General features: G+C 70.0%; 24 protein-coding genes. 11 read left to right on the top strand and 13 right to left on the bottom strand.

What is annotated here, in order from left to right:
• Positions 1-11: 11 nt before the first annotated feature.
• A complete protein-coding gene (locus tag ACLF3G_RS17600) occupies positions 12-1,070 on the top strand; it encodes an alpha/beta fold hydrolase (RefSeq protein WP_430670712.1) in 1,059 nt (352 codons plus the stop codon).
• A gap of 58 nt (positions 1,071-1,128) precedes the next feature.
• Here ACLF3G_RS17600 and ACLF3G_RS17595 read toward each other — a convergent pair whose 3' ends face one another.
• The 6 genes from ACLF3G_RS17595 to carA form a co-directional block, all read right to left on the bottom strand.
• Complete coding sequence (locus tag ACLF3G_RS17595) at positions 1,129-2,373, bottom strand: threonine ammonia-lyase (RefSeq protein WP_430670711.1); 1,245 nt, start codon at positions 2,371-2,373, stop codon at positions 1,129-1,131.
• A 4-nt stretch (positions 2,374-2,377) separates the two neighbouring features.
• Complete coding sequence (gene greA / locus ACLF3G_RS17590) at positions 2,378-2,851, bottom strand: transcription elongation factor GreA (protein ID WP_430670710.1); 474 nt, start codon at positions 2,849-2,851, stop codon at positions 2,378-2,380.
• A 149-nt stretch (positions 2,852-3,000) separates the two neighbouring features.
• Positions 3,001-6,246, bottom strand: coding sequence for a carbamoyl-phosphate synthase large subunit (gene carB / locus ACLF3G_RS17585; RefSeq protein WP_430670709.1), 3,246 nt, complete (start codon positions 6,244-6,246; stop codon positions 3,001-3,003).
• Between the two features lie 2 nt (positions 6,247-6,248).
• Positions 6,249-6,515 (bottom strand): hypothetical protein, encoded by a 267-nt coding sequence (locus tag ACLF3G_RS17580; protein ID WP_430670708.1) that lies wholly within the window; start codon positions 6,513-6,515, stop codon positions 6,249-6,251.
• A complete protein-coding gene (locus ACLF3G_RS17575; protein WP_430670707.1) occupies positions 6,512-7,147 on the bottom strand; it encodes a LysE family translocator in 636 nt (211 codons plus the stop codon). The genes ACLF3G_RS17580 and ACLF3G_RS17575 overlap by 4 nt, the downstream gene beginning before the upstream one ends.
• A 7-nt stretch (positions 7,148-7,154) precedes the next feature.
• On the bottom strand, positions 7,155-8,543 hold the full coding sequence (gene carA / locus ACLF3G_RS17570) for a glutamine-hydrolyzing carbamoyl-phosphate synthase small subunit (RefSeq protein WP_430670706.1): 1,389 nt from the start codon (positions 8,541-8,543) through the stop codon (positions 7,155-7,157).
• A 110-nt stretch (positions 8,544-8,653) separates the two neighbouring features.
• On the opposite strand from carA, the gene ACLF3G_RS17565 reads away from it, so the two are divergent.
• The 5 genes from ACLF3G_RS17565 to ACLF3G_RS17545 all read left to right on the top strand — a co-directional run bounded on the left by ACLF3G_RS17565 (position 8,654) and on the right by ACLF3G_RS17545 (position 14,379).
• Positions 8,654-9,118, top strand: coding sequence for a GatB/YqeY domain-containing protein (locus tag ACLF3G_RS17565; RefSeq protein WP_430670705.1), 465 nt, complete (start codon positions 8,654-8,656; stop codon positions 9,116-9,118).
• 61 nt (positions 9,119-9,179) lie between these two features.
• Entirely contained in the window at positions 9,180-11,033 is a 1,854-nt protein-coding gene (gene dnaG / locus ACLF3G_RS17560; protein ID WP_430670704.1) for a DNA primase, read from the top strand.
• A 128-nt stretch (positions 11,034-11,161) separates the two neighbouring features.
• Positions 11,162-13,084 carry an RNA polymerase sigma factor RpoD gene (rpoD, locus tag ACLF3G_RS17555; RefSeq protein WP_430670703.1) on the top strand — a complete coding sequence of 641 codons (1,923 nt, stop codon included), beginning with the start codon at positions 11,162-11,164 and terminating at the stop codon, positions 13,082-13,084.
• Between the two features lie 3 nt (positions 13,085-13,087).
• Positions 13,088-13,681 (top strand): GNAT family N-acetyltransferase, encoded by a 594-nt coding sequence (locus tag ACLF3G_RS17550; protein WP_430670702.1) that lies wholly within the window; start codon positions 13,088-13,090, stop codon positions 13,679-13,681.
• Positions 13,681-14,379 carry an SDR family oxidoreductase gene (locus ACLF3G_RS17545; protein ID WP_430670701.1) on the top strand — a complete coding sequence of 233 codons (699 nt, stop codon included), beginning with the start codon at positions 13,681-13,683 and terminating at the stop codon, positions 14,377-14,379. Before ACLF3G_RS17550 ends, ACLF3G_RS17545 begins: the two co-directional genes overlap by 1 nt.
• A gap of 92 nt (positions 14,380-14,471) precedes the next feature.
• On the opposite strand, the gene ACLF3G_RS17540 is transcribed toward ACLF3G_RS17545, so the two are convergent.
• From ACLF3G_RS17540 to ACLF3G_RS17510, 7 genes are all read right to left on the bottom strand, one after another.
• The gene (locus ACLF3G_RS17540) at positions 14,472-14,945 is read right to left on the bottom strand and encodes an MOSC domain-containing protein (RefSeq protein ID WP_430670700.1); all 474 of its coding nucleotides are present in this window, start codon (positions 14,943-14,945) and stop codon (positions 14,472-14,474) included.
• A 54-nt stretch (positions 14,946-14,999) separates the two neighbouring features.
• Positions 15,000-15,839 carry an inositol monophosphatase family protein gene (locus tag ACLF3G_RS17535; RefSeq protein WP_430670699.1) on the bottom strand — a complete coding sequence of 280 codons (840 nt, stop codon included), beginning with the start codon at positions 15,837-15,839 and terminating at the stop codon, positions 15,000-15,002.
• A 1-nt stretch (position 15,840) separates the two neighbouring features.
• Complete coding sequence (locus tag ACLF3G_RS17530) at positions 15,841-16,716, bottom strand: diacylglycerol/lipid kinase family protein (RefSeq protein ID WP_430670698.1); 876 nt, start codon at positions 16,714-16,716, stop codon at positions 15,841-15,843.
• Positions 16,717-16,844: 128 nt separating this feature from the next.
• Entirely contained in the window at positions 16,845-17,516 is a 672-nt protein-coding gene (locus ACLF3G_RS17525) for a hypothetical protein (protein ID WP_430670697.1), read from the bottom strand.
• A gap of 46 nt (positions 17,517-17,562) precedes the next feature.
• On the bottom strand, positions 17,563-18,063 hold the full coding sequence (locus ACLF3G_RS17520; protein ID WP_430670696.1) for a flavin reductase: 501 nt from the start codon (positions 18,061-18,063) through the stop codon (positions 17,563-17,565).
• A 97-nt stretch (positions 18,064-18,160) separates the two neighbouring features.
• Complete coding sequence (locus ACLF3G_RS17515; protein WP_430670695.1) at positions 18,161-18,871, bottom strand: DUF3047 domain-containing protein; 711 nt, start codon at positions 18,869-18,871, stop codon at positions 18,161-18,163.
• A gap of 54 nt (positions 18,872-18,925) precedes the next feature.
• Positions 18,926-19,519, bottom strand: coding sequence for a GNAT family N-acetyltransferase (locus ACLF3G_RS17510; protein WP_430670694.1), 594 nt, complete (start codon positions 19,517-19,519; stop codon positions 18,926-18,928).
• A gap of 93 nt (positions 19,520-19,612) precedes the next feature.
• On the opposite strand from ACLF3G_RS17510, the gene ACLF3G_RS17505 reads away from it, so the two are divergent.
• The 5 genes from ACLF3G_RS17505 to ACLF3G_RS17485 all read left to right on the top strand — a co-directional run bounded on the left by ACLF3G_RS17505 (position 19,613) and on the right by ACLF3G_RS17485 (position 24,055).
• A complete protein-coding gene (locus ACLF3G_RS17505; RefSeq protein ID WP_430670693.1) occupies positions 19,613-20,440 on the top strand; it encodes a CoA transferase subunit A in 828 nt (275 codons plus the stop codon).
• The gene (locus ACLF3G_RS17500; protein WP_430670692.1) at positions 20,437-21,186 is read left to right on the top strand and encodes a CoA-transferase; all 750 of its coding nucleotides are present in this window, start codon (positions 20,437-20,439) and stop codon (positions 21,184-21,186) included. Before ACLF3G_RS17505 ends, ACLF3G_RS17500 begins: the two co-directional genes overlap by 4 nt.
• A complete protein-coding gene (locus tag ACLF3G_RS17495; RefSeq protein WP_430670691.1) occupies positions 21,183-22,418 on the top strand; it encodes a CaiB/BaiF CoA transferase family protein in 1,236 nt (411 codons plus the stop codon). Before ACLF3G_RS17500 ends, ACLF3G_RS17495 begins: the two co-directional genes overlap by 4 nt.
• Positions 22,415-22,954 (top strand): hypothetical protein, encoded by a 540-nt coding sequence (locus tag ACLF3G_RS17490; RefSeq protein ID WP_430670690.1) that lies wholly within the window; start codon positions 22,415-22,417, stop codon positions 22,952-22,954. Before ACLF3G_RS17495 ends, ACLF3G_RS17490 begins: the two co-directional genes overlap by 4 nt.
• A gap of 72 nt (positions 22,955-23,026) precedes the next feature.
• Entirely contained in the window at positions 23,027-24,055 is a 1,029-nt protein-coding gene (locus tag ACLF3G_RS17485) for a DMT family transporter (RefSeq protein ID WP_430670689.1), read from the top strand.
• Positions 24,056-24,060: the final 5 nt, after the last annotated feature.

Genomic DNA, 24,060 nt, shown 5'->3' with positions numbered 1-24,060 from the left:
GGGAACGTGCCATGGCCTTGTCGCTGATGCGTCGTGCCTGCCTGCTGGCCGGCCTCGCCCTTTTGGCGCTGCCGGCGCTTGCTGCGGACTACCCGGCGCCCCGCGAGGCCACCTGGGTCGCGCGCGACTTCCGCTTCCACACCGGCGAGACCCTGCCGGAACTTCGGATTCACTACACCACCATCGGCGACCCCGCCGGCATTCCGGTGCTGGTGCTGCACGGCACCTATGGTTCGGCCCGCAGCATGCTGACGCCAGCCTTCGCCGGGGAGTTGTTCGGCGCCGGCCAGCCGCTGGATGCCAGCCGCCACTTCATCATCCTGCCGGATGCGCTGGGCAGCGGGCGGACGACCAAGCCATCGGATGGGCTGCGCGCGGGCTTTCCGCGCTACAACTATGACGACATGGTGCTGGCGCAGTACCGCCTGGTGACCGAAGGGCTGGGCCTCCGCCGCCTGCGCCTCATCATCGGCAATTCCATGGGCGGGATGCATGCCTGGATCTGGGGCGTGACGCATCCGGAGTTCATGGACGCCATCGTGCCCATGGCGTCGCAGCCCACGGAGATGTCGGCCCGGAACTGGATGATGCGGCGGCTGATGGTGGAAACCGTGCGCCGTGACCCGGCCTATGAGGGCGGCAACTACACGCGGCAGCCGGAGTCCATGCGCATGGCGAACGTGGTCTTCGCCACCGCCACCAATGGCGGGACGCTCAACCTCCAGGCGATCGCCCCGGACCGCGCGCGTGCCGACCGGTTGGTCGAGGCCAGGCTGGCCGCACCGCCGCCCGGCGATGCGAACGACTTCGTCTACCAGTGGGACAGCTCCCGCGATTACAATCCAGCACCGGGGCTGGAGCGGATCCGTGCCCGGGTTCTCGCCATCAACGCGGCGGATGACGAGCGCAACCCACCGGAGACGGGGCTGATGCAGGCGGCGATGCAGCGCATCGCGCATGCCCGGCTGCTGCTGATCCCGGCCAGCGCAGAGACCCGCGGCCACGGCACGACCGGCCTCGCCCGGTTCTGGGCGGAGGACCTGCGCGGCTTCCTGCGGGAATTGGAATAATACAAGCGGCATCCATCGGTGACCTGCGGCCAGCACCTGACGGCAGGATAAATCCGGGTCAGCCCCGCCGCACGACGTAGTCCGCCGCCTGCAACGCCGCGATGATGGCGTTGCCCTGGCGGCCGTCGCGCACCTCCACCATCAGGTACAGCTCCGTGCTCTGCACCGTGGGCGCGCCGAAAAGCTGCTGGTGGTTCACCTCGATAACATTGCCGCCGAGGGTCGAGATCCGGCCGGCGATGTCGGCCAGCACGCCGGGGCGGTCCGGGATGTCGAAATGCAGCCGCAGGATACGGCCGTCCCGCAGCAACTGCCGCAGCAGCACGTTGGACAGGGCGCGGGCATCGATGTTGCCGCCGCAGATCGGGATGCCGACGGATTTGCCGGCGAAGCGCTCGGGATGCGCCAGCAGGGCGGCGACACCGGCGGCACCGGCCCCTTCCGCGACCAGCTTGGCACCTTCGGCCAGCAGCGCGATGGCCTGTTCGACGCTGCGCTCCGGCGCCAGCACCACCTCGATGCCATGCGCCTTGAGCCAGGCGAAGGGCACCTCGCCCACGTCGCGCACGGCGATGCCCTCGGCGACGGTCGGGCCGCCGACGGAGACCGGCTGGCCGGCCAGGCGCTGCGCCATGGCCGGATAGCCTTCGACCTCCACCCCAACCACGGTGATGCCGGGCCGCAGTTCGAGCGCCGCCGCGGCGCAGCCGGTCAGCAGCCCGCCGCCGCCGACCGGGATCACCAGCACATCGAGATCCGGAAAATCCTCGAGCATTTCCAACGCGCAGGTGCCCTGGCCGGCGATGACGGCGGGGTCGTCATAGGGGTGGACGAAGGTCAGGCCGTCGCGCAGCGCCAGTTCATGCGCGTGGGCCGCGGCTTCCGCCAGGCTTTCGCCATGCAGCACCACCCTGGCACCCCAGCCCTCGGTCCGCGTCACCTTGGTCGCCGGGGTGAAGCGCGGCATGACGATCGTGGCGGCGATCCCGGCCAGCGAGGCATGCCGCGCCACCGCCTGGGCATGATTGCCGGCCGACATGGCGATCACGCCCGCGGCGCGTTCCCGAGCCGTCAGCAGCGCGATCCGGTTCGCCGCGCCGCGTTCCTTGAAGGCGCCGGTCGCCTGCAGATTGTCGAGCTTGAGATGCACCCGCGCCCCGGTCGCCCGGGACAGGGCATCGCAATGGAGGGTCGGCGTGCGCAGTACCGCGCCGCGGATGCGGGCGGCGGCGGCGCGAACATCGGCGAGCGTGATGGTCGGCGCCGCGGGGGGCTCCACCGCCAGGGCGCGAACGGGCGTCATGGCGTCAGGCGAAGCGGACGCCGGCGATCTCGTAGACCTTGGCCCCGCCCGGGGCCGGGACCTCGACGCTGTCGCCCACCGCCTTGCCGATCAGCGCCTTGGCGAGCGGGGAGGAAATGGAGATGGAGCCGTTCTTCATGTCGGCCTCGTAGGCACCGACGATGCGGTAGGTCTTCTCGTCCTCCGTCTCCTCGTCCACCACCGTCACATGCGCGCCGAAGCGCACCTGGTTGCCGGAAAGCTTGGAGGTGTCGATGACCTCGACGGAGGGAATGATCGATTCGAGCTCGGCGATGCGGCCTTCGATGAAGGACTGCCGTTCCCGCGCCGCATGGTATTCGGCATTCTCGGAAAGGTCGCCATGCGCCCGCGCCTCGGCAATGGCGCGGATCACGGCCGGTCGTTCTTCGACCTTGAGCTGGCGCAGCTCCTCCGATAGCCGGTCCAGCCCTTCCGCGGTCATGGGGAACTTCTGCACGTCGCGTCCTTCCTCCGGGCACCCCGGCCCGCCCTGCTGTTGGCCGCCGCCTGGCCGGGGCCAGGGCGGGACGACCACATGCAAGCAGATTGCGGGCTGCACTGAAACAGGCGAGGCGGGAACAGGATGATGATCCCGTCCCCGCCCGCTCAGAATGAGCGCGTGAAATAGGCCTGGAGCGGGGTTACATCAAGGGTTCCGCCCTTCAGGGCCGCGATGGCGTGCACCGCGGCCCGGGCGCCGGCCAGCGTCGTGTAGTGCGGCACGCCATGTGTCAGGGCGCTGCGGCGGATGTCGAAGCTGTCGGACACCGTCTGGCCGCCGCTGGCGGTGTTGATGACAAGCTGGATCGCATCCGACTTGATCGCGTCCACGCAATGCGGCCGCCCTTCGGCCACCTTGTTCACCACCGTGCAGTCCAGCCCCACCTCCCGCAGCCGTGCCGCGGTGCCGCGGGTGGCAAGCACCCGGAAGCCCATTTCCAGCAGCCGGCGGGCCAGGGTGATGGCGCCCGTCTTGTCGCTGTCCTTGACCGAGAGGAAGGCGGTTCCGGATTCAGGCAGCTTCACGCCCGCGCCCATCTGGGACTTCAGGAAGGCCTTCTCGAAGGACAGGTCGAGGCCCATCACCTCGCCGGTCGACTTCATCTCCGGCCCGAGGATGACATCGACGTTGGGGAAGCGGTTGAACGGGAACACCGCTTCCTTCACTGCGACGTGGCGCGACACCGCCGTGTCATCCAGCCCGAAGGTCTTCAGATGCGCGCCGGCCATGACCAGCGCGCCGATCTTGGCCACCGCAATGCCTGTCGCCTTGGCGACGAAGGGCACGGTGCGGCTGGCGCGGGGGTTCACTTCCAGGACGAAGATCTCGCCGTCCTTCACCGCATACTGCACGTTCATCAGGCCCTTGACCTTCAGGGCCTTGGCCATCGCCTCCGTCTCCGCCTTCAGCTCCGTGATGATGGCGGGCGGCAGGGAATAGGGCGGCAGGGAACAGGCGCTGTCGCCGGAATGAATGCCGGCTTCCTCGATATGCTCCATCACGCCGGCGACGTAGACATCCCCGGTCTCATCCGCGATGCAATCCACGTCGACCTCGATCGCATCGGCCAGGTACTGGTCGATCAGGATCGGGTTGTCGCCCGAAACCTTCACCGCCTCCGCCCCAAAGCGGCGGAGCTGTTCCTTGTTGTAGGCGATCTCCATGGCGCGGCCGCCAAGCACGTAGGAAGGCCGCACCACCACCGGGTAGCCGATGCGCTCCGCCTCCACCATCGCCTCGTCCAGCGTGCGGGAGATGCCGTTCTGCGGCTGCTTCAGGCCGAGCGACTTCAGCAGTTGCTGGAAACGCTCGCGGTCCTCGGCGATGTCGATCGCCTCCGCGCTGGTGCCGAGGATCGGGATGCCGGCCTTGTGCAGCGCCTGGGACAGCTTGAGCGGGGTCTGCCCGCCATACTGCACGATGCAGCCGAGCAGCGTGCCCGCCTCCTGCTCCTTGCGGCAGATGGCGATGACGTCCTCCGCCGTCAGCGGCTCGAAATACAGGCGGTCGGAGGTGTCGTAGTCCGTGGAGACGGTCTCCGGATTGCAGTTGACCATGATGGTCTCGTAGCCGGCGTCGCGCAGCGCGTAGCAGGCATGGACGCAGCAATAGTCGAACTCGATGCCCTGGCCGATGCGGTTCGGCCCGCCGCCGAGGATGATGATTTTCTGCCGGTCGGTCGGCCGTGCCTCGCAGGCCGGCGCGCCGAAGCCGCCCTCATAGGTCGAGTACATGTAGGGCGTGTCGGAGGCGAATTCCGCCGCGCAGGTGTCGATGCGCTTGAACACCGCATGCACACCGAGGGCGTCGCGCGCCGCGAAGACCTGCGCTTCGGTCTTGCCGGTGAGCTTGGCCAGCCGCGTATCGGCAAAGCCCAGCGCCTTCAACGCCCGGAAGCCATCGGCGGTCTTCGGCAGGCCCTCCGCCTTGACGCGGGATTCGGCGTCTACGATCCGCGAAATCTCACGGATAAACCAGGGGTCGAAGCGGCAGGCCTCGTGGATCTCCTCCACCGACATTCCGGCCCGCAGCGCCTGTGCCACCACCAGCGCACGGTCCGGCTTCGGCGTGGCGAGCGAGGTGCGGATGGCGGCATGCGAGCCATCGCCGGGCACCGCGATCTCGTCGAGCCCGGTGAGCCCGGTCTCCAGCCCGCGCAGGCCCTTCTGCAAGGCCTCCGCGAAGCTGCGGCCGATCGCCATTGTCTCGCCGACCGACTTCATGGACGTGGTCAGCGTCGCCGGCGTGCCGGGGAACTTCTCGAAGGTAAAGCGCGGGATCTTCACCACGACGTAGTCGATCGTCGGCTCGAAGCTGGCCGGCGTCACCATGGTGATGTCGTTCTTCAACTCGTCCAGCGTGTAGCCGACCGCGAGCTTCGCCGCGATCTTGGCGATCGGGAAGCCGGTCGCCTTCGACGCCAGGGCGGAGGACCGCGAGACGCGCGGGTTCATCTCGATGACCACCATGCGGCCATCGACGGGGTTGATGCCGAACTGCACGTTGGACCCGCCGGTGTCGACGCCGATCTCCCGCAGGCAGGCGATGCTGGCATCGCGCATCCGCTGGTATTCCTTGTCCGTCAGCGTCAGCGCCGGGGCGATGGTGACGCTGTCGCCGGTGTGCACGCCCATCGGGTCCAGGTTCTCGATGGAGCAGATGATGATGCAGTTGTCGGCGCTGTCGCGGACCACCTCCATCTCATACTCCTTCCAGCCCAGCACGCTTTCCTCGACCAGCACTTCGGTGGTCATGGAGGCGGAGAGACCGGCGGCGACGATCTGCTCGAATTCTTCGCGGTTGTAGGCGATGCCGCCGCCGGTGCCGCCGAGGGTGAAGGAGGGGCGGATGACGCAGGGCAGGCCGACCTGCTCCAGCCCCGCACGCGCTTCCTCCATCGAATGCGCGATGGCGGATTTCGGGCTTTCGATGCCGATCTTGGACATGGCGTCGCGGAACTTCAGCCGGTCCTCCGCCTTGTCGATCACCTCCGCCTTCGCGCCGATCAACTCGCAGCCGTACTTCGTCAGGATGCCGGCGGCGTCCAGCTTCAGCGCGGTGTTCAGCGCGGTCTGGCCGCCCATCGTCGGCAGCAGCGCATCCGGGCGCTCCTTGGCGATGATCTTCTCGACCATTTCCACCGTGATCGGCTCGATATAGGTCGCATCCGCGAGCCCCGGATCGGTCATGATCGTCGCGGGATTGCTGTTCACCAGGATGACGCGAAAGCCTTCGGCGCGGAGCGCCTTGCAGGCCTGCGCGCCGGAATAGTCGAACTCGCAGGCCTGGCCGATGACGATCGGGCCGGCGCCGATGATGAGGATGGACTTGATGTCGGTGCGCTTCGGCATGGTCAGGTTCCGTTCGAATGCGTCTGGCGCCGCGCGCTCAGCAGCAGCAGCGGCAGGATCAGCAGGTGGGGGATGCCCCAGAAGGCGAGGGCGAGCGACGCCGCCTCGCCGATCATCAGCGTGGTCGCGGCATGGACCAGCACGGATAGCGCGAAGGCGCCGAGTGCTGCGCGCATCGGCGGCATCAGCCGGCGCAGCGAGGAGGCGACGGCGAACAGCACCAGTCCGGAATAGGCCAGGGCGAACAGGCCGAAGGCGACGTCGTTCATGTGGCCCGGCTTTCGGTTGCCAGCTTCACCGCCAGCAGCGCCAGCGCGCCGCCGAGAACCCAGCGCTGCACCGCCATCCAGGTCGGGTTGGCGCCGAGGAACCGCGCGGCCCCCGCCGCCCCCCAGACCAGCACCGCATCCCACGCCGTGCAGATGGCGATCTGCACGAAGCCGAGGATGGCGGCCTGGAGGAACAGGTTGCCCCGCTCCGGGTCCAGGAACGGCGGCAGCACCGCCATGTAGAACAGCGCCACCTTCGGGTTCAGCGCCGCGGTGGCGAAGCCCACCCAGAACAGCCGCGCGCGGGGTTCCCGCGGCATCGGCCGGGCGGCGAAGATCGGCTGCCCGCCCGGCCGCACGCTCTGCCAGGCGAGGTAGAGCAGGTAGCCCGCGCCGCCAAGCCGTAGCACGTCCCAGGCATAGGGCACCGCCAGCAGCGCCGCGGTGATGCCGGCGGCGGCGCAGACCATGATGGTGAAGGAGCCGAACTGGCACCCCACCAGCGAGATCATCCCCGCCCCGGTGCCCTGCGCAAGCGAGCGTGAGATGAGGTACAGCATGTTCGGCCCCGGCGTGACCGCGAGGCCGAGCGAGAGCGCGGCGAAGACGAGGAGGGTTTCGGGGGAGGGCATCGCCCCGTCATCCCGCCTTGTGCGTCTCGATCATCCCCACGAACCGCCGGAACAGGTGGTGGCTGTCCGTCGGCCCCGGGCTCGCCTCCGGGTGGTACTGCACGGAAAACGCCGGCCTGGTGCTGCTGGCGATACCCTCGTTGCTCCCGTCGAACAGGCTGCGATGCGTCACCGTCACGCCCTCCGGCAGGCTGGCATCATCCACGGCGAAGCCGTGGTTCTGGCTGGTGATCTCCACCTTGCCCGTCGCCAGCTCCTTCACCGGCTGGTTCGCGCCGCGGTGGCCGAGGTCCAGCTTGTAGGTCTTCGCACCCAGGGCCAGCGCCAGGAGTTGGTGGCCGAGGCAGATGCCAAACACCGGCAGGCCGGTCTCCAGCACGCCGCGGATCGCGGGCACCGCATATTCACCCGTCGCCGCGGGGTCGCCCGGACCATTGGACAAAAAGACGCCATCCGGCTTGTGGGACAGGATGTCCTCCGCCGTCGCGGTCGCCGGCACCACCGTCACGGCGCAGCCGGCGGCGGCCAGGCAGCGCAGGATGTTGCGCTTGGCGCCGTAATCGACCGCTACAACCTTGTACCGCGGCGAATCCTGCCGGCCGTAGCCCTCGCCCCAGGCCCATTCCGTCTCGTCCCATGCATAGGACTGCCGGGTCGAGACTTCCTTGGCCAGGTCCATCCCCTCCAGCCCCGGCCAGGCCTTGGCCTGCGCCACCAGCGCCGGGATGTCGAAACGGCCATCGGCGGGATACGCCAGCACGCCGTTCGGCGCGCCGCCATCGCGGATGCGGACCGTCAGCGCCCGCGTGTCGATCCCGGCGATGCCGGGCACCCCATGCGACTTCAGCCAGTCATCCAGGTGCCGCGTGGCGCGGTAGTTGGACGGCTCCGTGAGGTCCTGCTTGACGATCAGGCCGCGCGCGGCGGGGGTGATCGCCTCGATGTCTTCCGCATTGGCGCCGACATTGCCGATATGCGGGAAGGTGAAGCAGATGGTCTGCCCGGCATAGGAGGGATCGGTCAGCACCTCCTGGTACCCGGTCATGGAGGTGTTGAAGCAGATCTCCGCCACCGTGGTCGCCTGCGCGCCGAAGCCGCGGCCCCAGAACACGCTGCCATCCGCCAGAACCAGCGCGGCGGTTGCGCCGATGGGCGGGTTGCCGGCCGGGGTAGGCTGTGCGGTCTGCGTCACGGCGGGGGTCTCCTTGCGGGTGGTCTCGCCCTGCGGCAGTTCGGCGAGCGGCAGGCCGGTCGCGGCCATGATGGCGGCCCAGTGCTTCGGCGGCACGGCGCGGGACTGGCGCCACTTGCGCACCGCCTCCGTGCCGATGCCAAGCCGCGCTGCCGCGGCATCCGGACCGCCCATCAGGGCGATGATCTCTTCGACGGTTCGCATGCCGCAGATATGTGGGAATTCGGTTCCCAGGACAAGCCAGGTCCAGGTCTGGGAATATTTTTCCCAAGCGCGGCGCCGTGCTACAGCCGCGCCACAAGGAGAACCCCCTCATGGCCGACGACCTTCGCACCCGTTTCACCGCCGAGTTGAAGACCGCGATGCTGGCCAAGGATGCCGCCCGCACCTCCAGCCTGCGGATGATTACCGCCAAGCTCAAGGATGTCGACATCGCCGCCCGCCCCTCCGGCGTCGACAAGGTCCCGGACGACCAGATCATCGCGATGCTGCGCGGCATGGTGAAGTCCCGGGCCGAAAGCGCCGCGCTGTACCGCCAGGGCAACCGCCTGGACCTGGCGGAGAAGGAGGAGGCCGAGATCGCGGTGATCGAGGGCTTCCTGCCGCAGCAGATGGACGAGGCCGCGATGGCCGCCGCCGTCGAGGCCGCGGTGGCGGAGGCCGGCGCGACCAGCGTCAAGGACATGGGCAAGGTGATGGCCCTGCTTCGCGCGCAGCACGGCGCGGTCATGGACATGGCGAAGGCCGGTCCGCTCGTGAAAGCACGGCTCGGCGCATAGCCGAAAAAGATGCCCAAACGCTTGACGACAAGGGCATCGGCGCGCTGAACACAGGGGCAGCATGGCGCTGCCCCCCAACTTCCTCGAGGAACTTCGCGCGCGCACCCCGCTGGCGCCGCTGATCCAGCGGAAGACCCGGCTGACCAAATCCGGCCGGAACTGGAAGGGCTGCTGCCCCTTCCACGGTGAGAAGACTCCGTCCTTCTACGTCTATGACGACCACTTCCACTGCTTCGGCTGCGGCGCGCATGGCGATGCCATCAGCTTCGTCATGCAGGCGGAGGGGCAGACCTTCCCCGAGGCCGTGGAACGCCTGGCCGCCGAGGCCGGCTTGCAGATCCCGAAAGCCACGCCCGAGGCCGCCGCGCGTGAACGCCGCGCCCGCGACCTGCATGGCGTGCTGGAGGCGGTGGAGGCCGCCTTCCGCCGCCGCCTGCGCATGGCGGAGGGCGCGGAGGCGCTGGCCTACCTCAAGCGGCGCGGCCTGACCGAGGCGACGATCGAGCGCTTCGGCCTCGGCTGGTCCGGCGCCGGCCGCGGCGTGCTCGCCGCCGAACTGAAGGCCGATGGGATCACCCAGGACCAGCTGGTGGAGGCCGGGCTGCTGCGCGAACGCGAGGGCGGTGAGGGCACGACCGACCTGTTCTTCAACCGCGTCATCTTCCCGATCCGAGACCGCCGCGGCCGAACCATCTCCTTCGGCGGCCGTATCCTGGGCGCTGGCCAGCCGAAATACGTCAACGGGCCGGAGACCGGCCTGTTCTCCAAGCGCCGCCAGCTCTACGGCCTGGACCTGGCGCGCGAAGGCGCCTTCCGCGGCGCCAAGGTGGCGGTGGTGGAGGGCTACATGGATGTCATCGCCCTGCATCAGGCGGGCTTTCACGCCGCGGTCGCGCCGCTCGGCACGGCGCTGACGGCGGAGCAGATGGAGGAGCTGTGGCGCCTGACGCCGGAGCCCGTGCTGTGCTTCGACGGCGACGCCGCCGGGGGTCGCGCCGCCGCGCGCGCCGCGGAAGCCGCCCTGCCCTTGCTGACGCCGGACCGCACGCTGCGCCTGGCGACGCTGCCGCAGGGGGAGGACCCGGATACGCTCGTCTCCCGCGGCGGCCCCGCCGCGTTCAACGCGGTGCTGGACGGCGCGCGACCCCTGTCGGAGGCGCTGTTCGCGCTGCTGACGGAAGGCCGCCCCGCCACCACGCCGGAACAGCGCGCGGCGCTGCGCAATCGGCTGGCCGAGGTCGCCGCGCTGATCCCGGACAAGTCGCTGGCGGCGGAGTACCGCCGCAGCCTGATGGACCGCTTCTTCGCCGCGACGCGCGCGCCGATGGGCCGCAACGGCGCGCCCGGCCGCAAGCCGCCGGCGCCGCCGCGCAACCGCCCGGCCATCACCCTGGCCCGCACCCGCTCCGCCCAGGCCGCGGCGTTGCTCGCCATCACGCTGCGCCACCCCTGGCTGCTGGCGGAGGTCGAGGAATGCTTCGCCGCGGTCGATCTCGGCGAGGCCCGGCTTGATGAATGCCGCGCCCTGGTCCTGGCCTTCCTGGCGGAGGGCCGCGAACTTGACTCGGCGCTTCTGATGGACCAACTCGCCGGCCGAGGAATGGCGGAATTGGCGACGGGATTGCTGCGGGAGCAAGGGCTGCCGGAAGCGGCCGGCGTGGACGCCCAGCCAAGCGATGCGCTGGACGCCTGGTGGCACTTCTACGGCCTTCTGCGTGGCGAAGCCGAATTGGAGGAAGACCGGGGCGAGGCGCAGCGCGCCTGGGTCGAGGCGACCGACGCGGTGGCCCAGACCCGGGCCCAGCAGCGCCTGATCCGGCTGAACCTGACCCTGGCGGCGCTGCGGCGAGGTGAATGGACGGAGGCGGGGGCCGAGGATGCCGGCCTCCAGGCCCCGGTTCCAAGCGGTCATTAGCCCGATGGCCAAGCGGCAGATGCGACGTGCCTTGGATTGGGCCTGGGGTTGGGGTGGCGAATTCGCGCAGGCCGGGTGTGGCGCCAGCCGCACCTCGCCACGGCGCCGTTGACGGAGCGGGAACAGGCATGGCGAGCAAGGCCGCGAATGGCGCCGACACGGCAGAAGGACGCGACGAAGCGGTGGAAGGTGTTCTGCTCGATACATTGACGGCCGCGGTCAAGAAGCTGATCGCACGCGGCAAGGAACGCGGCTACGTCACCTATGACGAGATCAACGCGGCCCTGCCCTCCGAACAGGTTTCCTCCGAACTGATCGAGGACACCATGGCGACGCTGAATGAACTCGGCATCAACGTGGTGGAATCCGAGGAGACGGAGGATGGCGAGGCAGCGGTCGACAAGCCCGCCGCCAAGGCCGAGGACGACGACAAGGACGAGGAGGAATCCGGCGGCAACGTCGACGAGGCCAACCTCGGCCGCACCGACGATCCCGTCCGCATGTACCTGCGCGAGATGGGCAGCGTCGAACTGCTGTCGCGCGAGGGCGAGATCGCCATCGCCAAGCGGATCGAGGCCGGCCGCGACATGATGATCGGCGGGCTGTGCGAGAGCCCGCTGACCTTCAAGGCCATCGTCGCCTGGCACGACGCGGTCAAGGAAGGCCGCATGCTGCTGCGGGATGTCATCGACCTGGAGGCGACGGCCGGCGCCAACACGCCCGAGGGCACGCCGCCGCCGGAGGAGGAGTACGAGGAAGGCGACGAGGCGGCCGAGGGCGTCGGGCTTTCGCTGTCCGCGCTGGAGGAAAAGCTGAAGCCGGAAGCGCTGGTCGCCTTCGAGCAGATCGAGAGCCTGTTCGGCAAGTTGCAGAAGCTTTCGTCCAAGCGGATGGATGCCTACACCTCGGGCGGCGAGACCTCCCAGCGCAACGAGAAGACCTATGAGAAGCAGCGCCAGGAGCTGGTGGCGCTGGTGGAGAAGGTGCACCTCCACAACAACCGCATCGAGGAGCTGGTCGACCAGCTCAAGGGCCTGAACCGCCGCCAGACCACGCTTGAAGGCCAGGTGCTGCGCCTCGCGGAAGCGCAGAAGGTGAAGCGCGAGGAGTTCCTGGAACAGTGGCGCGGCAGCGAGCTGGATCCGGGCTGGTTCGAGCGCATCAGCAAGCTGCAGACCCGCGGCTGGAAGACCTTCGTCCAGCGCTCCAAGGACGACGCCGAGGCGATCCGCGCCGAGATCGCCCGCGTCGCCGCCGACACCGGCCTGCCGGTGCCGGACTTCCGCCGCGTCTACCAGACCGTGTCGCGCGGCGAGCGCGACATGACGCAGGCGAAGAAGGAGATGATCGAGGCCAACCTGCGCCTGGTGATCTCCATCGCCAAGAAATACACCAACCGCGGCCTGCAATTCCTGGACCTGATCCAGGAGGGCAATATCGGCCTGATGAAGGCGGTGGATAAGTTCGAATACCGCCGCGGCTACAAGTTCAGCACCTACGCGACGTGGTGGATCCGGCAGGCGATCACCCGGTCCATCGCGGATCAGGCGCGCACGATCCGCATTCCAGTGCACATGATCGAGACGATCAACAAGCTGGTGCGCACGTCCCGGCAAATGCTGCACGAGATCGGCCGCGAGCCGACGCCGGAGGAGCTGGCGGAAAAGCTCGGCATGCCGCTGGAGAAGGTGCGGAAGGTGCTGAAGATCGCGAAGGAGCCGATCAGCCTCGAGACGCCGATCGGCGACGAGGAGGACAGCCACCTCGGCGACTTCATCGAGGACAAGAACGCCATCATCCCGCTGGATGCCGCAATCCAGTCCAACCTGCGCGAAGCCACCACCCGCGTGCTGTCCAGCCTGACCCCGCGCGAGGAACGCGTGCTGCGGATGCGCTTCGGCATCGGCATGAACACCGACCACACGCTGGAGGAAGTCGGCCAGCAGTTCAACGTGACCCGCGAGCGCATCCGGCAGATCGAGGCCAAGGCGCTGCGCAAGCTCAAGCACCCCAGCCGCAGCCGCAAGCTGCGCAGCTTCCTGGACAACTGAGCAATGGCGACCGCGGCGCGCGGGACCGGCATCCGCGAGCCGGTGCAACGGGTGGAGGTGGACGTCACCTTCCTGCGCATGACGGCACCGCCGGAAACACCGGCGCCGGACCTGCCGCCGGGCGCCACGGTGCAGCGCGTCGCCGCCTGTTCCGTGCCCTTCTATCGCTATCTCTACGACACGGTCGGCCGCGACTACCTGTGGTGGCTGCGCCGCACCGTGCCGGACAGCGAGATCGCGATGCTGCTGGCGCGGCCGGAGATCAGCATCCATGTGCTGATCCAGGGCAATGAGCCGGCCGGCTTCTATGAGCTGGACCGCCGCGGCGGCGAATACGGCATCAACCTCGCCTATTTCGGCCTGATGCCGCACGCGATCGGCCGTGGCGCCGGTCGTGCCCTGCTGCGTCACGCCATCGACGCCGCCTGGGCGGAGGCACCGCGCGTGCTGACGGTGAACACCTGCACCGCCGACCACCCGCGTGCGTTGCCGAACTACGTCGAGGCCGGCTTCCGCATCACCCGCACCGTGCGGGAGTTGTGGCCGGTGCCGCTGCGCCTCGGCCTGCCGATCCCCGAGCGGCTGCGCGCCGGCTGATGCCAGCCTCGCAGCGCGTCGCCCTCGTCACCGGCGCGGCGCGTGGCATCGGCGCCGCCATCGTGGCCCGGCTGCGGCGGGATGGCTGGGCGGTGGTGGGTGCGGATTGCCACGCGGCGCCCGGACCGCGGCACGTCATCGCGGATGTCGCCGACGAAGCTGGCGTGGCCGCGCTGGTCGCGGATATCCGTACGCGGGAAGGCCGGCTGGATGCGCTGGTCTCCAATGCAGGATTCATGATCCGCAAGCCGTTGCGCGACCTGTCGCTGGCCGAGTGGTCCAGCGTCCTCGGGACCAACCTCACCGCCAGCTTCCTGCTGGTCCGCGCGGCGGAGGACCTGCTGCGTGCGGCGCGGGGTTCGGTGGTGACCGTCGCCTCCACCCGCGGGCATCAGTCGGAGCCGGATACCGAAAGCTACGCCGCCTCCAAGGGTGGCCTGCTGGCGCTGACCCATGCGATGGCCGTCAGCCTCGGCCCGGAGATCCGGGTGAACTGCGTCAGCCCCGGCTGGATCGACACGCAGGGCGACGAATTGCGGCCGCAGGACCACGCCCAGCACCCGGCCGGGCGCGTCGGGACGCCGGAGGACGTGGCCGCCCTGGTCGCCTGGCTGGTCGGGCCGGAGGCTGGCTTCGTCACCGGCGCCGAGTTCCTGACCGATGGCGGCATGACCCGGAAGATGATCTACGCGGCGTGATTCCAGCGGCCGGTGCAGCCGGCCGAGCGGCCGCCGCGCCACGTGGCGCACAAGCCAAGCGCCGAATGGCTCGCCGGCGCTCGAGGCTTGAATTACACCGGCAGGATCGTGTCGCCCGGCCGAATGACGCCGCCCCGGACGATACGGCAGTTCAGGCCGGAGCGGTTCATCAGCGGCTTGAACAGCGGGCGGCCAAGCAGGTCGTCCAGGTACTGGCAGGGCACGTTCAGCCGGCCGCCGAACAACACCACCTCGCCCACCCGGAATTCGCGCCCGACCAGGTGGTTCAGCGGCACGCCGCGCACCGTCAGGTTGCGGCGGCTTTCCTCAGGCGCCAGCGCCAGGCCGTGGTCGCGGGCCAGCGCCTCCAGCGTCTCCACCTCGATCAGCGTGCATTGCCGGTCCTGGTGCGGCTTGTGGCTGTAGGTGCCGCGGCCGCTGGCGTAGCGGTCGCCCTCGATGCCATGGCCCTCGACCAGCCTTGCCTCGGCCAGGGTCTGCATCGGGGCGGAGGCTTCGCCGGCGATGTGGATGGACAGCAGGCGGCCGGCCCAGGTTTCGGTCACGTCGGGCATCCTTGAAGGCTATGGCGGAAGGCGTAACGCCAAGGCGCCACCTGCTCAAGCCGAGGCGTGCAGCGCCGAGATCGCTGCCGGCGTGCCGAGCAGCATGGGACGGTTCCATCGCCGCAGATCCGCCGGCTCCGGCCCGGTTTCCAGAAAGCCCGGAAATTCCAGCCAATCCGCCTTGCCCCGCACCAGCACCTGCCCGCCGGCTGCCTGGACCAGCGGGATGCCGCCGGCCACGTCCCACGCATTCGGTGTGTCGAACCGCGCCAGGCTGAGCAGCCCGGCCGCAACGAAGGCGCATTCGATGGCGGCGGAGCCGGTGCGGCGCACGTCGAAGGGCGGTCGCTCGCCCAGGCCGCGGGCGCCGACGCCGGCCAGCCGTCGCCGCACCTGCGGGTTCGGCGCCAGGTCCAGCGCCGCCGAGTCAAAACTCAGCGGCCCGCCCTGGCGCGCATGGTAGGTGCCGGGCCGCAGCGCGTGGCTGGTCGAGCACCACACCGCGCCCACCACCGGCCGGCCGCGCCACAACACGCCGATGGAGGCCGCGAACAGCGGGAAGCCGTTGACGAAATTGGTGGTGCCATCGATCGGGTCCACCGCCCAGACGATGTCGTGCCCGCGGCCCGGCCGTTCCTCGCTTTCCTCACCCAGGATGTCGTGCCCGGCGAAGCGTTCGCCGACCAGGGCGCGGATCACCTGCTCCACATCCTGGTCGACCTCGGAGACCGGGTCGCGGAACTGGTCGGCCGTGGCGCCGGATTTGTAGCGCACGCTCAGCGTCTGCCCGAGCGCCGCCGTGATCCGCGCGCCGGCCAGGTCGGCCAGCGTCACCGCGGTCCGTTCGTAAGCGCGCAGGTCTTCCTCGTTCGGCATCTGCTCCTGGTCGTGCATCTCAGGCGCCTCCCGGGATCAGGACGCGAACCTGGTCCGGCGCGAAGGACAGGCGCAAGTCCCGTGGCAGATCCGCCCGATCCACGAAGCAGTCATCGATGCGCAGCACGGTATCGGACAGCTCCATCGTCACCTCCCGGCCGCGCACGACCTCCAGCGGCAGCGGTTGTGGCACAGGGTCCTGGCGCAGGGCCGCGACGCAGGCGGCCTGCCGCTGCGGGCGCAGGAAGGCCACGTCGAAGATGCGGTCGCCCAGCTTGCCGCCCGGGGCCGGCAGCAAGCCCGGCCCGATCAGCGGTCCGTTCAGGACCTCGACCATCAGCAGGTCGTCCGGCAGGGGTTCTCCATCGACCCGGACCCGCCAGCCCTTCGGCCGGGCGCGCGCGAAAAAGTCCGGCAGCAGGTCCCGGCTGAGCTGGCCTGCCGCCTGGGAGTCCAGATCCTTCCCTTCCACAGCCGCCATCGCTTCCGCGATCGGCCCGGCCCCGATGCCTTCGAGAAAATCCTGCTGGCCACCCGGCCAGGCGGCGAGGCCCACATCCAGGCCCTGTTCCGCCGCCCCGTGCAGGCCACGCGCGAACACGTCGACGTCGCCGGTGATGCCGAGCGCAGTGGCGATATTGTTCGCCGTGCCGAGCGGCAGGATGCTGAACAGGTCAATCCGGTGGCGGAAGCGGCGCATGGCGCTGCCCACTGTCCCGTCGCCACCCGCCACGACCAGCACGTCGGCCGTTCGCAGATCCTCGTCGGTAACGGCATCGTCCTGTTTCGATCGGTAGGTGACCTGGAAGCCCGCATCGCCGAAGGTGCGCCGCAGATCTTCGCCCGGAACGGATTCGGGTCCGGCGCCCTGGTTGTGAAGCAGAAGCAGCTTCATGCCGCCGGCGCCCGCCATGCCTGATCCGCCACCCGTGAATGCCCCATGCCGCCCTCTCGCCGTGTCCGGGAAGAACAAGCGCGGAGGCGGGTGTGGGTTCCCGGGGGTGCCGGCTTGGCGGAGCTGGTTCAGACGTCGAACAGGCGGCCTGCCTCTACCGGGCCGCGTGCCGGCCGCGGGCGCGCCGGGTCGCGCCGTCCGCGTGCCTCCCCGCCCGGTCCGGCATAGCCGTCATCCGGCAGCAGGCGAAGCTGCGCCGGCCCCTCGCCCAGGGGCCGGTCCTCCGCCGGCATCTCCAGCGGCACCTGCCAGAAGCACTCCGCCGCACCTTCCTCCCCGCGCAGCGCCAGGAACACCACGCGGTCGACGCGGCCGCCCTCGCCGGTCTCGACCGCCAGGCGGAAGGCGAGCCCTTCCGCCGCATCGCCGGGCAGGGCGAGCGACATCTGCGCCGTTTCCTCCTCATGCCGCCGCAGGGTGCGGACGGAGGGCTCCTCCGCCAGTCCGCGGTAGAAGCGCACCGGCACGTCCTCGATCAGGAAGACGAAGTGGTTCGATTCATCCAGCACGCCGAGCCAGTTGTGGGCGCCGGAGGAGGCGGCGCGGGTCAGGCGGTTGCGGCCGAAGGCGAAGGCGCGGCAGCCGACGGACCAGGGATCGTCGCCGAGGTCATAGGCCGCCATGGCCAGCGCATCGCGCCGCGCATTGGCCAGCATGCGCGCGCAGATGCGAAGCCGGTCCTCGGTCAGGGCCGGGTGAATGTCCCACGGAAGCCGGGCAGGCGCGGCAATGTCGTCCATGATGTCCCGAATCCCGCTCCGCTGAATCTAGACCGGCGCAACCCGTTCAGGCCAGCGCGTCATGCCCGACGGGGTGGTAGCCGCGGCCGTACCAGATCAGGGCGCGGCCCGGCTGGCCCTGCCGGATCGCCTGGATCTCCGCGAAGAACACGCTGTGCGTGCCCTTTTCCACGACATCGGCGATGCGGCAATCGAAGGATACCACCGCCGAATCCAGAACCGGCGCGCCAGTGGCCAGCGTCGTCCAGTCGCCGAAGCTGAAGCGCTGTTCGCCGGTGAGCCCGCCGAGGCCGGCGAAGGCATCCGAGATCGGCCGCTGTCCCGCCGCCAGCGTGTTCACGCAGAGCACCCCATTCGCCTTGAACAGCGCATTGCCCGAGGAGGAGCGGTTAAGACAGACCAGCAAGGTCGGCGGGTCGTCCGTCACGCTGCACACCGCGCTGGCGGTGAAGCCGCCGCGGCCGGCGGCCCCGGCGCTGGTCACCACGTTCACCGCGGCGCCGAGGCGGGCCATCGCGTCGCGGAACTCCTCCCGGCTCACTGTCATCTAGGAAGTTTCATGGTCGGGCTGCTCCGCTGGCATTGCCAAGATGGGGGGTGGCAGCCGACATGGAAAGCCGCGCCGCGCGCAAGGCGGGCGCGGCTCAGCCGCAGGGCACCAGGCGGATATTCTCGACCCGCGCGTCGACGGTGCTGCGGGTGTCGTCGGTGTCGGTGCCGACTGCCACTTCCTGCAGCGCCGGCACCGCGTCACCGCCGAAGGCGGCGCGCCAATCGGCCGCCAAATCCACCCGTTCCTCCACCCACTGCCCGCGCGGCGCATCTGCCGGGCGCAGGATGCGGGCGCGGGACAGGGCGGTGCTCCACGGGTTGACGAAGAAGCCGCGCGGCGCACTGGCGGATTCCCGGCCGGTGCCGCCCCAGACATAGGACAGCATGCTGCGTGGCAGGCGATGGTCTCCCGCCACCGTCTGGGCGATCGTCAATTGCGTCCGCGCCGCGATTCCGGCACCGGGTCCGAAGCCGTTGAAGCCGACCGTCAGCGTGATCGCGCGGTCATCGCCGCCGCGCCGGGTAAGGTCCGTCGGTGGCGGCCCGGCATCGACACGCCAGCGCCAGGCGAGGCAGGTCGCCGGGCCTTCGACCGCGCGGAACACGAAGCCGGCCTGCGCCTGGCCCTGCACCCGCACGCCGCCGCCAGGGGTCGCGCTGAAGGTCGTCGGTGGGATGCCCTGCCAGACTACTTTGCGCCAGCCGAGCCGCAGCAACTCCGCCGGCGTCTCGCCAGGGGATGCGGCTGCGACCAGGAAAGGGGCGGCACCGGCTGCCGCCAGGGCCAGGGCCAGTCGTCTCATGGAGAACAGGGTGGGGCCGCTGCCACGAATGGACAAGCGGTAACCTTGGCTCGTTCAGCCGCCGAGGCGCTGCGCGATCCAGTCCGCGCGTGCCAACTCGTACCAGTGGTGCGTGCGCAACGGATGCCCCTCCGCCAGCCGCGGATGCTCGAAGGCGCCCTGGTGGCTCATCCCCAGCCGTTCCATCAGCCGCCAGGAGGCCTCGTTGGCCGGCGCCGTGAAGGCGACGATGCGCTCCAGCCCGAGCGGCCCGAAGCCATGCGCCAGCGCCAGCCGAGCCGCTTCCTCGGCCAGACCCTGGCGCTGGAAGCGGGTGGCGATGCGCCAGCCGATCTCGACGGCGGGGGTGAAGGGCGCCTGCCAGGGGATGTGCATCAGCCCGACCACGCCCGCGACGCTGCCCGCCATCGGCGCCGCCGTCGTCTCCACCACCCAGAAGCCCCAGCCATGCTGGGCGAAGTGGCCGTCGAGGCGAGTGGCCCAGGCATCGCTTTCGGCGCGGTCCATGACCGCAGGGAAGTGGCGCATGACGGCCGGGTCGCCGTTGATTTCGTGCAGCGGGCCGAGATCCTCCGGCAGTCGCCAGGGGCGCAGGCGCAGGCGCCGGCCTTCGAGCGTCGGGCCTTCCAGGGTCACCTTCTGTTCCATCGCGGCGGTCTCCTCGTCGTGCCGTTAGCATGCGCGCGCCCTCTTCGCGCGGCTGCCATGAAGGGTTAGTTAGACGCGACGAAGGAGACACGCATGGAAGCGCCGACCCTCGATGCGCTGGCCGCCACCATAGCGGATGGCGCTTTGCTGGCCCTGCCGCCCGACAACTCCCTGCCTTCCGTCGCGCTGGCCCGGGCGCTGGTGCGGCGCGGCGCGAAGCGGTTGCGGCTGCTCGGCGTGCCGGTTTCCGGCTTCGCGACGGACCTGCTGATCGGCGCCGGCTGCGTCGCGGAGGTGCAGACCAGCGCCGTGTCGCTCGGCGAGGCCGGCTTCGCGCCGCGTTTCTCGGCGGCCCTGAAGGCCGGCACCATCACGGTGCGCGACGCCACCTGCCCGGCGATCCATTCCATGCTGCAGGCAGCGGAAAAGGGCGTGCCCTTCATGCCGCTGCGCGGCCTGATCGGCAGCGACATCCTGGCGCACCGGCCCGACTGGAAGGTGGTGCCGAACCCGTTCGGCGACGGCGTGGGTGACCCGATTGTGCTGCTGCCGGCGCTGTCGCCCGATGTCGCACTGATCCATGGCGTGATGGCGGACGAGGCCGGCAATGTGTGGGTCGGCCGCCGCCGCGAACTGGCGACGCTGGCGCATGCCTCCAAGCGCGTCCTTGCCACGGTGGAGCGCCTGGTGAAGGGCGACATGCTGGAGGATGAGCGCCTCGCCCCCGGCTGCATCAGCGGCACCTACATGGAGGCGGTGGCGGTGGCCGAGCGCGGCGCCTGGCCGGTGGCGCTGCTGGACGAATACCCCTTCGACGCCGCCCACATCGCCGACTATGCCCGCCTGGCGAAGACCGAGGCCGGCTTCGCGGATTATCTCTCCCGCTACGTGCTGGCGCCCCGCGCCCAGGCCGCCGAATGACCATCAAGCTGGAAGAACGCCTGGCCGCAGCCCTGGCCCGGCTGATCCTGGACCCCGCCGCGCCGCCGGCCCGGCACATCGCCGTCGGCGCGGCGTCCCCCATTCCCGCCGCGGCCTGCTGGCTCGTGCGCAAGCAGGGGCACCCCGTTCGGCTTTCCCTGCTGCACAAGCGCACCGGCAACCCGTTCAGCGAGGGCTCGCGGGAATTGTTCGACCTGACGGGCCAGGGGCGGATCGACCTGTTCTTCCTCGGCGGCGGGCAGATCGACGGGCAGGCGAACCTGAACCTCGTCGGCACCGGCGAATGGCCCGGGACCGGCGTGCGCTTCCCGGGCAGCTTCGGCTCCGCCTTCATGTACTTCATGACGCCGCGGACCATCCTGTTCCGGGAGGAACACTCGCCGCGGGTGCTGGTGCCGCGTGTGGACAACATCTCCGCCCCCGGCGTGTCCGAACCCGGCGTGTTCCGCCGCGGCACGGCGCAAGCGCTGGTCACCGGCCGCTGCGTCTTCGCCTTTCATCCGGATCGTGGCCGCTTCTCCCTGGCCAGCATCCATCCGGCCGAGACGGTCGACAGCATTCGCGCCGCGACGGGCTTCGAGTTCGACACCGCGGATGACGTGCCGCAGACGCCCGATCCGACCCCGGAGGAACTGGCGCTGCTGCGCGGCCCGGTCTGCGACGAGATGCTGGAAACCTATCCGGAGTTCTGTGCCCGCGTGTTTGACAGGAAATTGGCCGCATGACCGACGCCGTCCCGACCACCCAGGGAAAAGGCCTGGCGCTGTCGCCCGGCGCGCTGGCGGGCCTCAAGGTCATCGACCTCACCCGCGTCCTCGGCGGTCCCTACTGCACCATGATCCTCTCGGACCACGGCGCGGAGGTCATCAAGATCGAGCCGCCGCAGGGCGACGAGGTGCGCGACTGGGGCCCGCCCTTCCAGGAACAGACGGCCAGCTATTTCCTCGGCGTCAACCGCAACAAGCGCTCCATCGCGCTCGACCTCGGCAAGCCGGAAGGCCGCCAGGTGCTGCTGCGGCTGCTCGAGGGCGCCGACGTGCTGATCGAGAACTACAAGCCGGGCGCCATGGAGAAATGGGGCATCGGCTATGCCGACACGCTGTCCAAGCGTTTTCCTGGACTTGTGCATTGCCGGGTCTCCGGCTTCGGCCCCGATGGCCCGCTCGGCGCGCTGCCCGGCTATGACGCGATCATCCAGGCGATGGTCGGCCTCATGTCGATCAACGGCGATGCCAGCACCGGGCCGACCCGGATGGGCACGCCGATCGTCGACCTCGCCACCGGGCTGTATTCCGCGATCGCCATCCTGATGGCGCTGCAGGAACGCACGCGCAGCGGGCAGGGGCAGTTCCTTGACATGTCGCTGCATGATTGCGGCATGGCGCTGCTGCATCCGCAGGCCGCCAACTATTTCCTCAACGACCGCCGGCCGAAGGCCACCGGCAATCCGCATCCGAACATCGCGCCCTATTCGAAGTACCGGACGAAGACCTGCGAGGTGTTCCTCGCGGTCGGCAACGACCCGGCCTTCCGCAAGTTCTGCACCTTCCTGTCGCTGCCGCATCTGCCGGACGATCCGCGCTTCCGCACCAATGGCGACCGCCTCGACAATCGCGACGCACTGACCGAAATCCTGGAGGCGCGGCTGGCGGCGGAGGACGGGCACGACCTGTGTGACCGCATGCTGAAGGCCGGATTGCCCGCCGGGCCCGTTCTGCATGTGGACGAAGCGATGAATGCGCCTCATACCGCACATCGCCAGATGGTCACGGAACTCGGCAGCTACCGGGGCCTCGGCACGCCGATCAAGATGAGCCGGACTCCGGGCGGCACGCGCGCCGCCCCACCGCGCTTCAACGAACATGGCGACGACATCCTCGCCCGCCACGGCTATACGGCGGAGGAGGTGGCGGCGTTGAAAGCACAAGGGATTGTGGTGGCGGCACGCCGGACATGAGCACGACCAGACCTGACGCCCCCCGCGCCCTGCGCGCCATCGAACAACCCGCGGAGATCGAGCGTCTGCTCGCCTTGTGGGTCGCGGCCTTCGACGAGAAGTCCATCCCCGCCCGCGCCCGCCCCCGGCTGCGCCCCGCCGCCACCGGCCGCAAGGCCGGCTGCACGCTGTGGCAGGCCAAGGTCTCGGGCCTCGACATGAACATCTGCCTGGAGGAAGTCACCAGCGACCGCTGGCGGCTCGACCACGGCAACCAGGGCGCCCTGGCGATGATGGACGGCACTCCGGTGCTGCTGCGCCAGTGGTACGTGAAGCGCGCACCTTCGGACGCTTCGCTCACCGCCGCCGAGATCGCGCAGGTGACGGAAATCGCACCCTTCTACGTGACGCCGGGCGTGCATCGCGGTGCGCCTTCGGAACGCCGGCTGTACCAGCTGGTCGCGGACCTTTCGGCCGCTCCGGAGACCATCCGCCAGCAGACCACCGAGGCGATCGCCCGCCAGACCGCGGCGACGGAGAAGTTCGGCTTCGCCTGAACGGCCGCGCGGGGCAGACCCGCGCAACCTTCGGATGGCGCGGCCACCGCGCCGCGGCCTATCCGGGTGGCCATGAGCACCCCGATGAACGCCCGGCTCTGGGCCCTGCTGCTGGCGCTGTCGGTGGTCTGGGGCGGGTCCTTCTTCTTCATGGCCGTCGCGCTGCGCGGCTTCCCGCCGCTGACCATCGTCTTCGTCCGCGTGGCCCTGGCCGCGCTGGTGCTGGCGCTGGCCTGCCGCGCCACGGGCCTGCGGCTGCCGCGATCCCGCGCCGGGCTGCTGGCCTGCGCCGGCATGGGGCTGCTGAACAATGCCATTCCCTTCACGCTGATCGTGCTCGGCCAGCAATACATTCCCTCCGGCCTCGCCGCCGTGGTCAACGCCGCGACGCCCATCTTCGCCGTGCTGGCGGCGCATGCGCTGACGGCGGATGAGAAACTGACGCCGAACCGCCTGATGGGCACGCTGCTGGGCCTGGTGGGCGTCGCCATCCTCGCCGGCCCCGCCGCCTTCGGGGGCGGCGCGGCGGCGGAGGCGCTGGGCATCGCGTTGTGCCTCGGCGCCTGCCTGTCCTACGGCCTGTCCGGCGTCTGGTCGCGCCGCCTGCGCCGCGCCGGGTTGGCACCGCTGCCGGCGGCGGCGGGTCAGTGCATCGCATCAAGCCTGATGATGTTGCCGCTGATGCTGGCGCTCGACCGGCCCTGGACCCTGCCGCCGCCGGGCGCCGATGCGGTGGCGGCGCTGGTCGCGCTCGGGCTGCTGGCGACGGCGCTGGCCTATGCGCTGTACTTCGCCATCCTGGCCGGGGCAGGGGCCACCAACACCATGCTGGTGACCCTGCTGGTGCCGGTGACGGCGCTGCTGCTGGGCTGGCTGGCGCTGGGCGAGGCGCTGGCGACGCGGCACCTGGCCGGCATGGCGGTGATCGGGCTGGGCCTGCTGGCGATCGACGGAAGGGTGTTCCGCGCGCTCAGGGCCAGCGGAAATCCCGCGCCATCGCCTCCTGCGCCGGGGTCTCCGCCGCATGCGGCAGGTAGTGCGCCCGCACATGCGCCAGCGCATCGCCCTCCACCCCGGCGGCCTTGGCCAGGCAGGCCATGAACAGC

Source organism: Falsiroseomonas sp. HC035, from assembly GCF_050563525.1.
Lineage (GTDB): Bacteria > Pseudomonadota > Alphaproteobacteria > Acetobacterales > Acetobacteraceae > Falsiroseomonas.
This window is presented reverse-complemented; position numbering and strand designations above follow the sequence as displayed.

What these genes read in the sequence shown, in the direction of transcription:
- ACLF3G_RS17545 (WP_430670701.1), top strand. Translation starts at nt 13,681, where the DNA reads ATGCCAGCCTCGCAGCGCGTCGCCCTCGTCACCGGCGCGGCGCGTGGC.
- ACLF3G_RS17520 (WP_430670696.1), bottom strand. Translation starts at nt 18,063, where the DNA reads ATGACAGTGAGCCGGGAGGAGTTCCGCGACGCGATGGCCCGCCTCGGC.
- ACLF3G_RS17490 (WP_430670690.1), top strand. Translation starts at nt 22,415, where the DNA reads ATGAGCACGACCAGACCTGACGCCCCCCGCGCCCTGCGCGCCATCGAA.
- rpoD (WP_430670703.1), top strand. Translation starts at nt 11,162, where the DNA reads ATGGCGAGCAAGGCCGCGAATGGCGCCGACACGGCAGAAGGACGCGAC.
- carB (WP_430670709.1), bottom strand. Translation starts at nt 6,246, where the DNA reads ATGCCGAAGCGCACCGACATCAAGTCCATCCTCATCATCGGCGCCGGC.
- ACLF3G_RS17535 (WP_430670699.1), bottom strand. Translation starts at nt 15,839, where the DNA reads ATGCACGACCAGGAGCAGATGCCGAACGAGGAAGACCTGCGCGCTTAC.
- ACLF3G_RS17550 (WP_430670702.1), top strand. Translation starts at nt 13,088, where the DNA reads ATGGCGACCGCGGCGCGCGGGACCGGCATCCGCGAGCCGGTGCAACGG.
- carA (WP_430670706.1), bottom strand. Translation starts at nt 8,543, where the DNA reads ATGCGAACCGTCGAAGAGATCATCGCCCTGATGGGCGGTCCGGATGCC.
- ACLF3G_RS17515 (WP_430670695.1), bottom strand. Translation starts at nt 18,871, where the DNA reads ATGAGACGACTGGCCCTGGCCCTGGCGGCAGCCGGTGCCGCCCCTTTC.
- ACLF3G_RS17500 (WP_430670692.1), top strand. Translation starts at nt 20,437, where the DNA reads ATGACCATCAAGCTGGAAGAACGCCTGGCCGCAGCCCTGGCCCGGCTG.
- ACLF3G_RS17595 (WP_430670711.1), bottom strand. Translation starts at nt 2,373, where the DNA reads ATGACGCCCGTTCGCGCCCTGGCGGTGGAGCCCCCCGCGGCGCCGACC.
- ACLF3G_RS17565 (WP_430670705.1), top strand. Translation starts at nt 8,654, where the DNA reads ATGGCCGACGACCTTCGCACCCGTTTCACCGCCGAGTTGAAGACCGCG.
- ACLF3G_RS17495 (WP_430670691.1), top strand. Translation starts at nt 21,183, where the DNA reads ATGACCGACGCCGTCCCGACCACCCAGGGAAAAGGCCTGGCGCTGTCG.
- ACLF3G_RS17485 (WP_430670689.1), top strand. Translation starts at nt 23,027, where the DNA reads ATGAGCACCCCGATGAACGCCCGGCTCTGGGCCCTGCTGCTGGCGCTG.
- dnaG (WP_430670704.1), top strand. Translation starts at nt 9,180, where the DNA reads ATGGCGCTGCCCCCCAACTTCCTCGAGGAACTTCGCGCGCGCACCCCG.
- ACLF3G_RS17530 (WP_430670698.1), bottom strand. Translation starts at nt 16,716, where the DNA reads ATGAAGCTGCTTCTGCTTCACAACCAGGGCGCCGGACCCGAATCCGTT.
- ACLF3G_RS17510 (WP_430670694.1), bottom strand. Translation starts at nt 19,519, where the DNA reads ATGGAACAGAAGGTGACCCTGGAAGGCCCGACGCTCGAAGGCCGGCGC.
- ACLF3G_RS17575 (WP_430670707.1), bottom strand. Translation starts at nt 7,147, where the DNA reads ATGCCCTCCCCCGAAACCCTCCTCGTCTTCGCCGCGCTCTCGCTCGGC.
- ACLF3G_RS17525 (WP_430670697.1), bottom strand. Translation starts at nt 17,516, where the DNA reads ATGGACGACATTGCCGCGCCTGCCCGGCTTCCGTGGGACATTCACCCG.
- ACLF3G_RS17600 (WP_430670712.1), top strand. Translation starts at nt 12, where the DNA reads ATGGCCTTGTCGCTGATGCGTCGTGCCTGCCTGCTGGCCGGCCTCGCC.
- ACLF3G_RS17505 (WP_430670693.1), top strand. Translation starts at nt 19,613, where the DNA reads ATGGAAGCGCCGACCCTCGATGCGCTGGCCGCCACCATAGCGGATGGC.
- ACLF3G_RS17580 (WP_430670708.1), bottom strand. Translation starts at nt 6,515, where the DNA reads ATGAACGACGTCGCCTTCGGCCTGTTCGCCCTGGCCTATTCCGGACTG.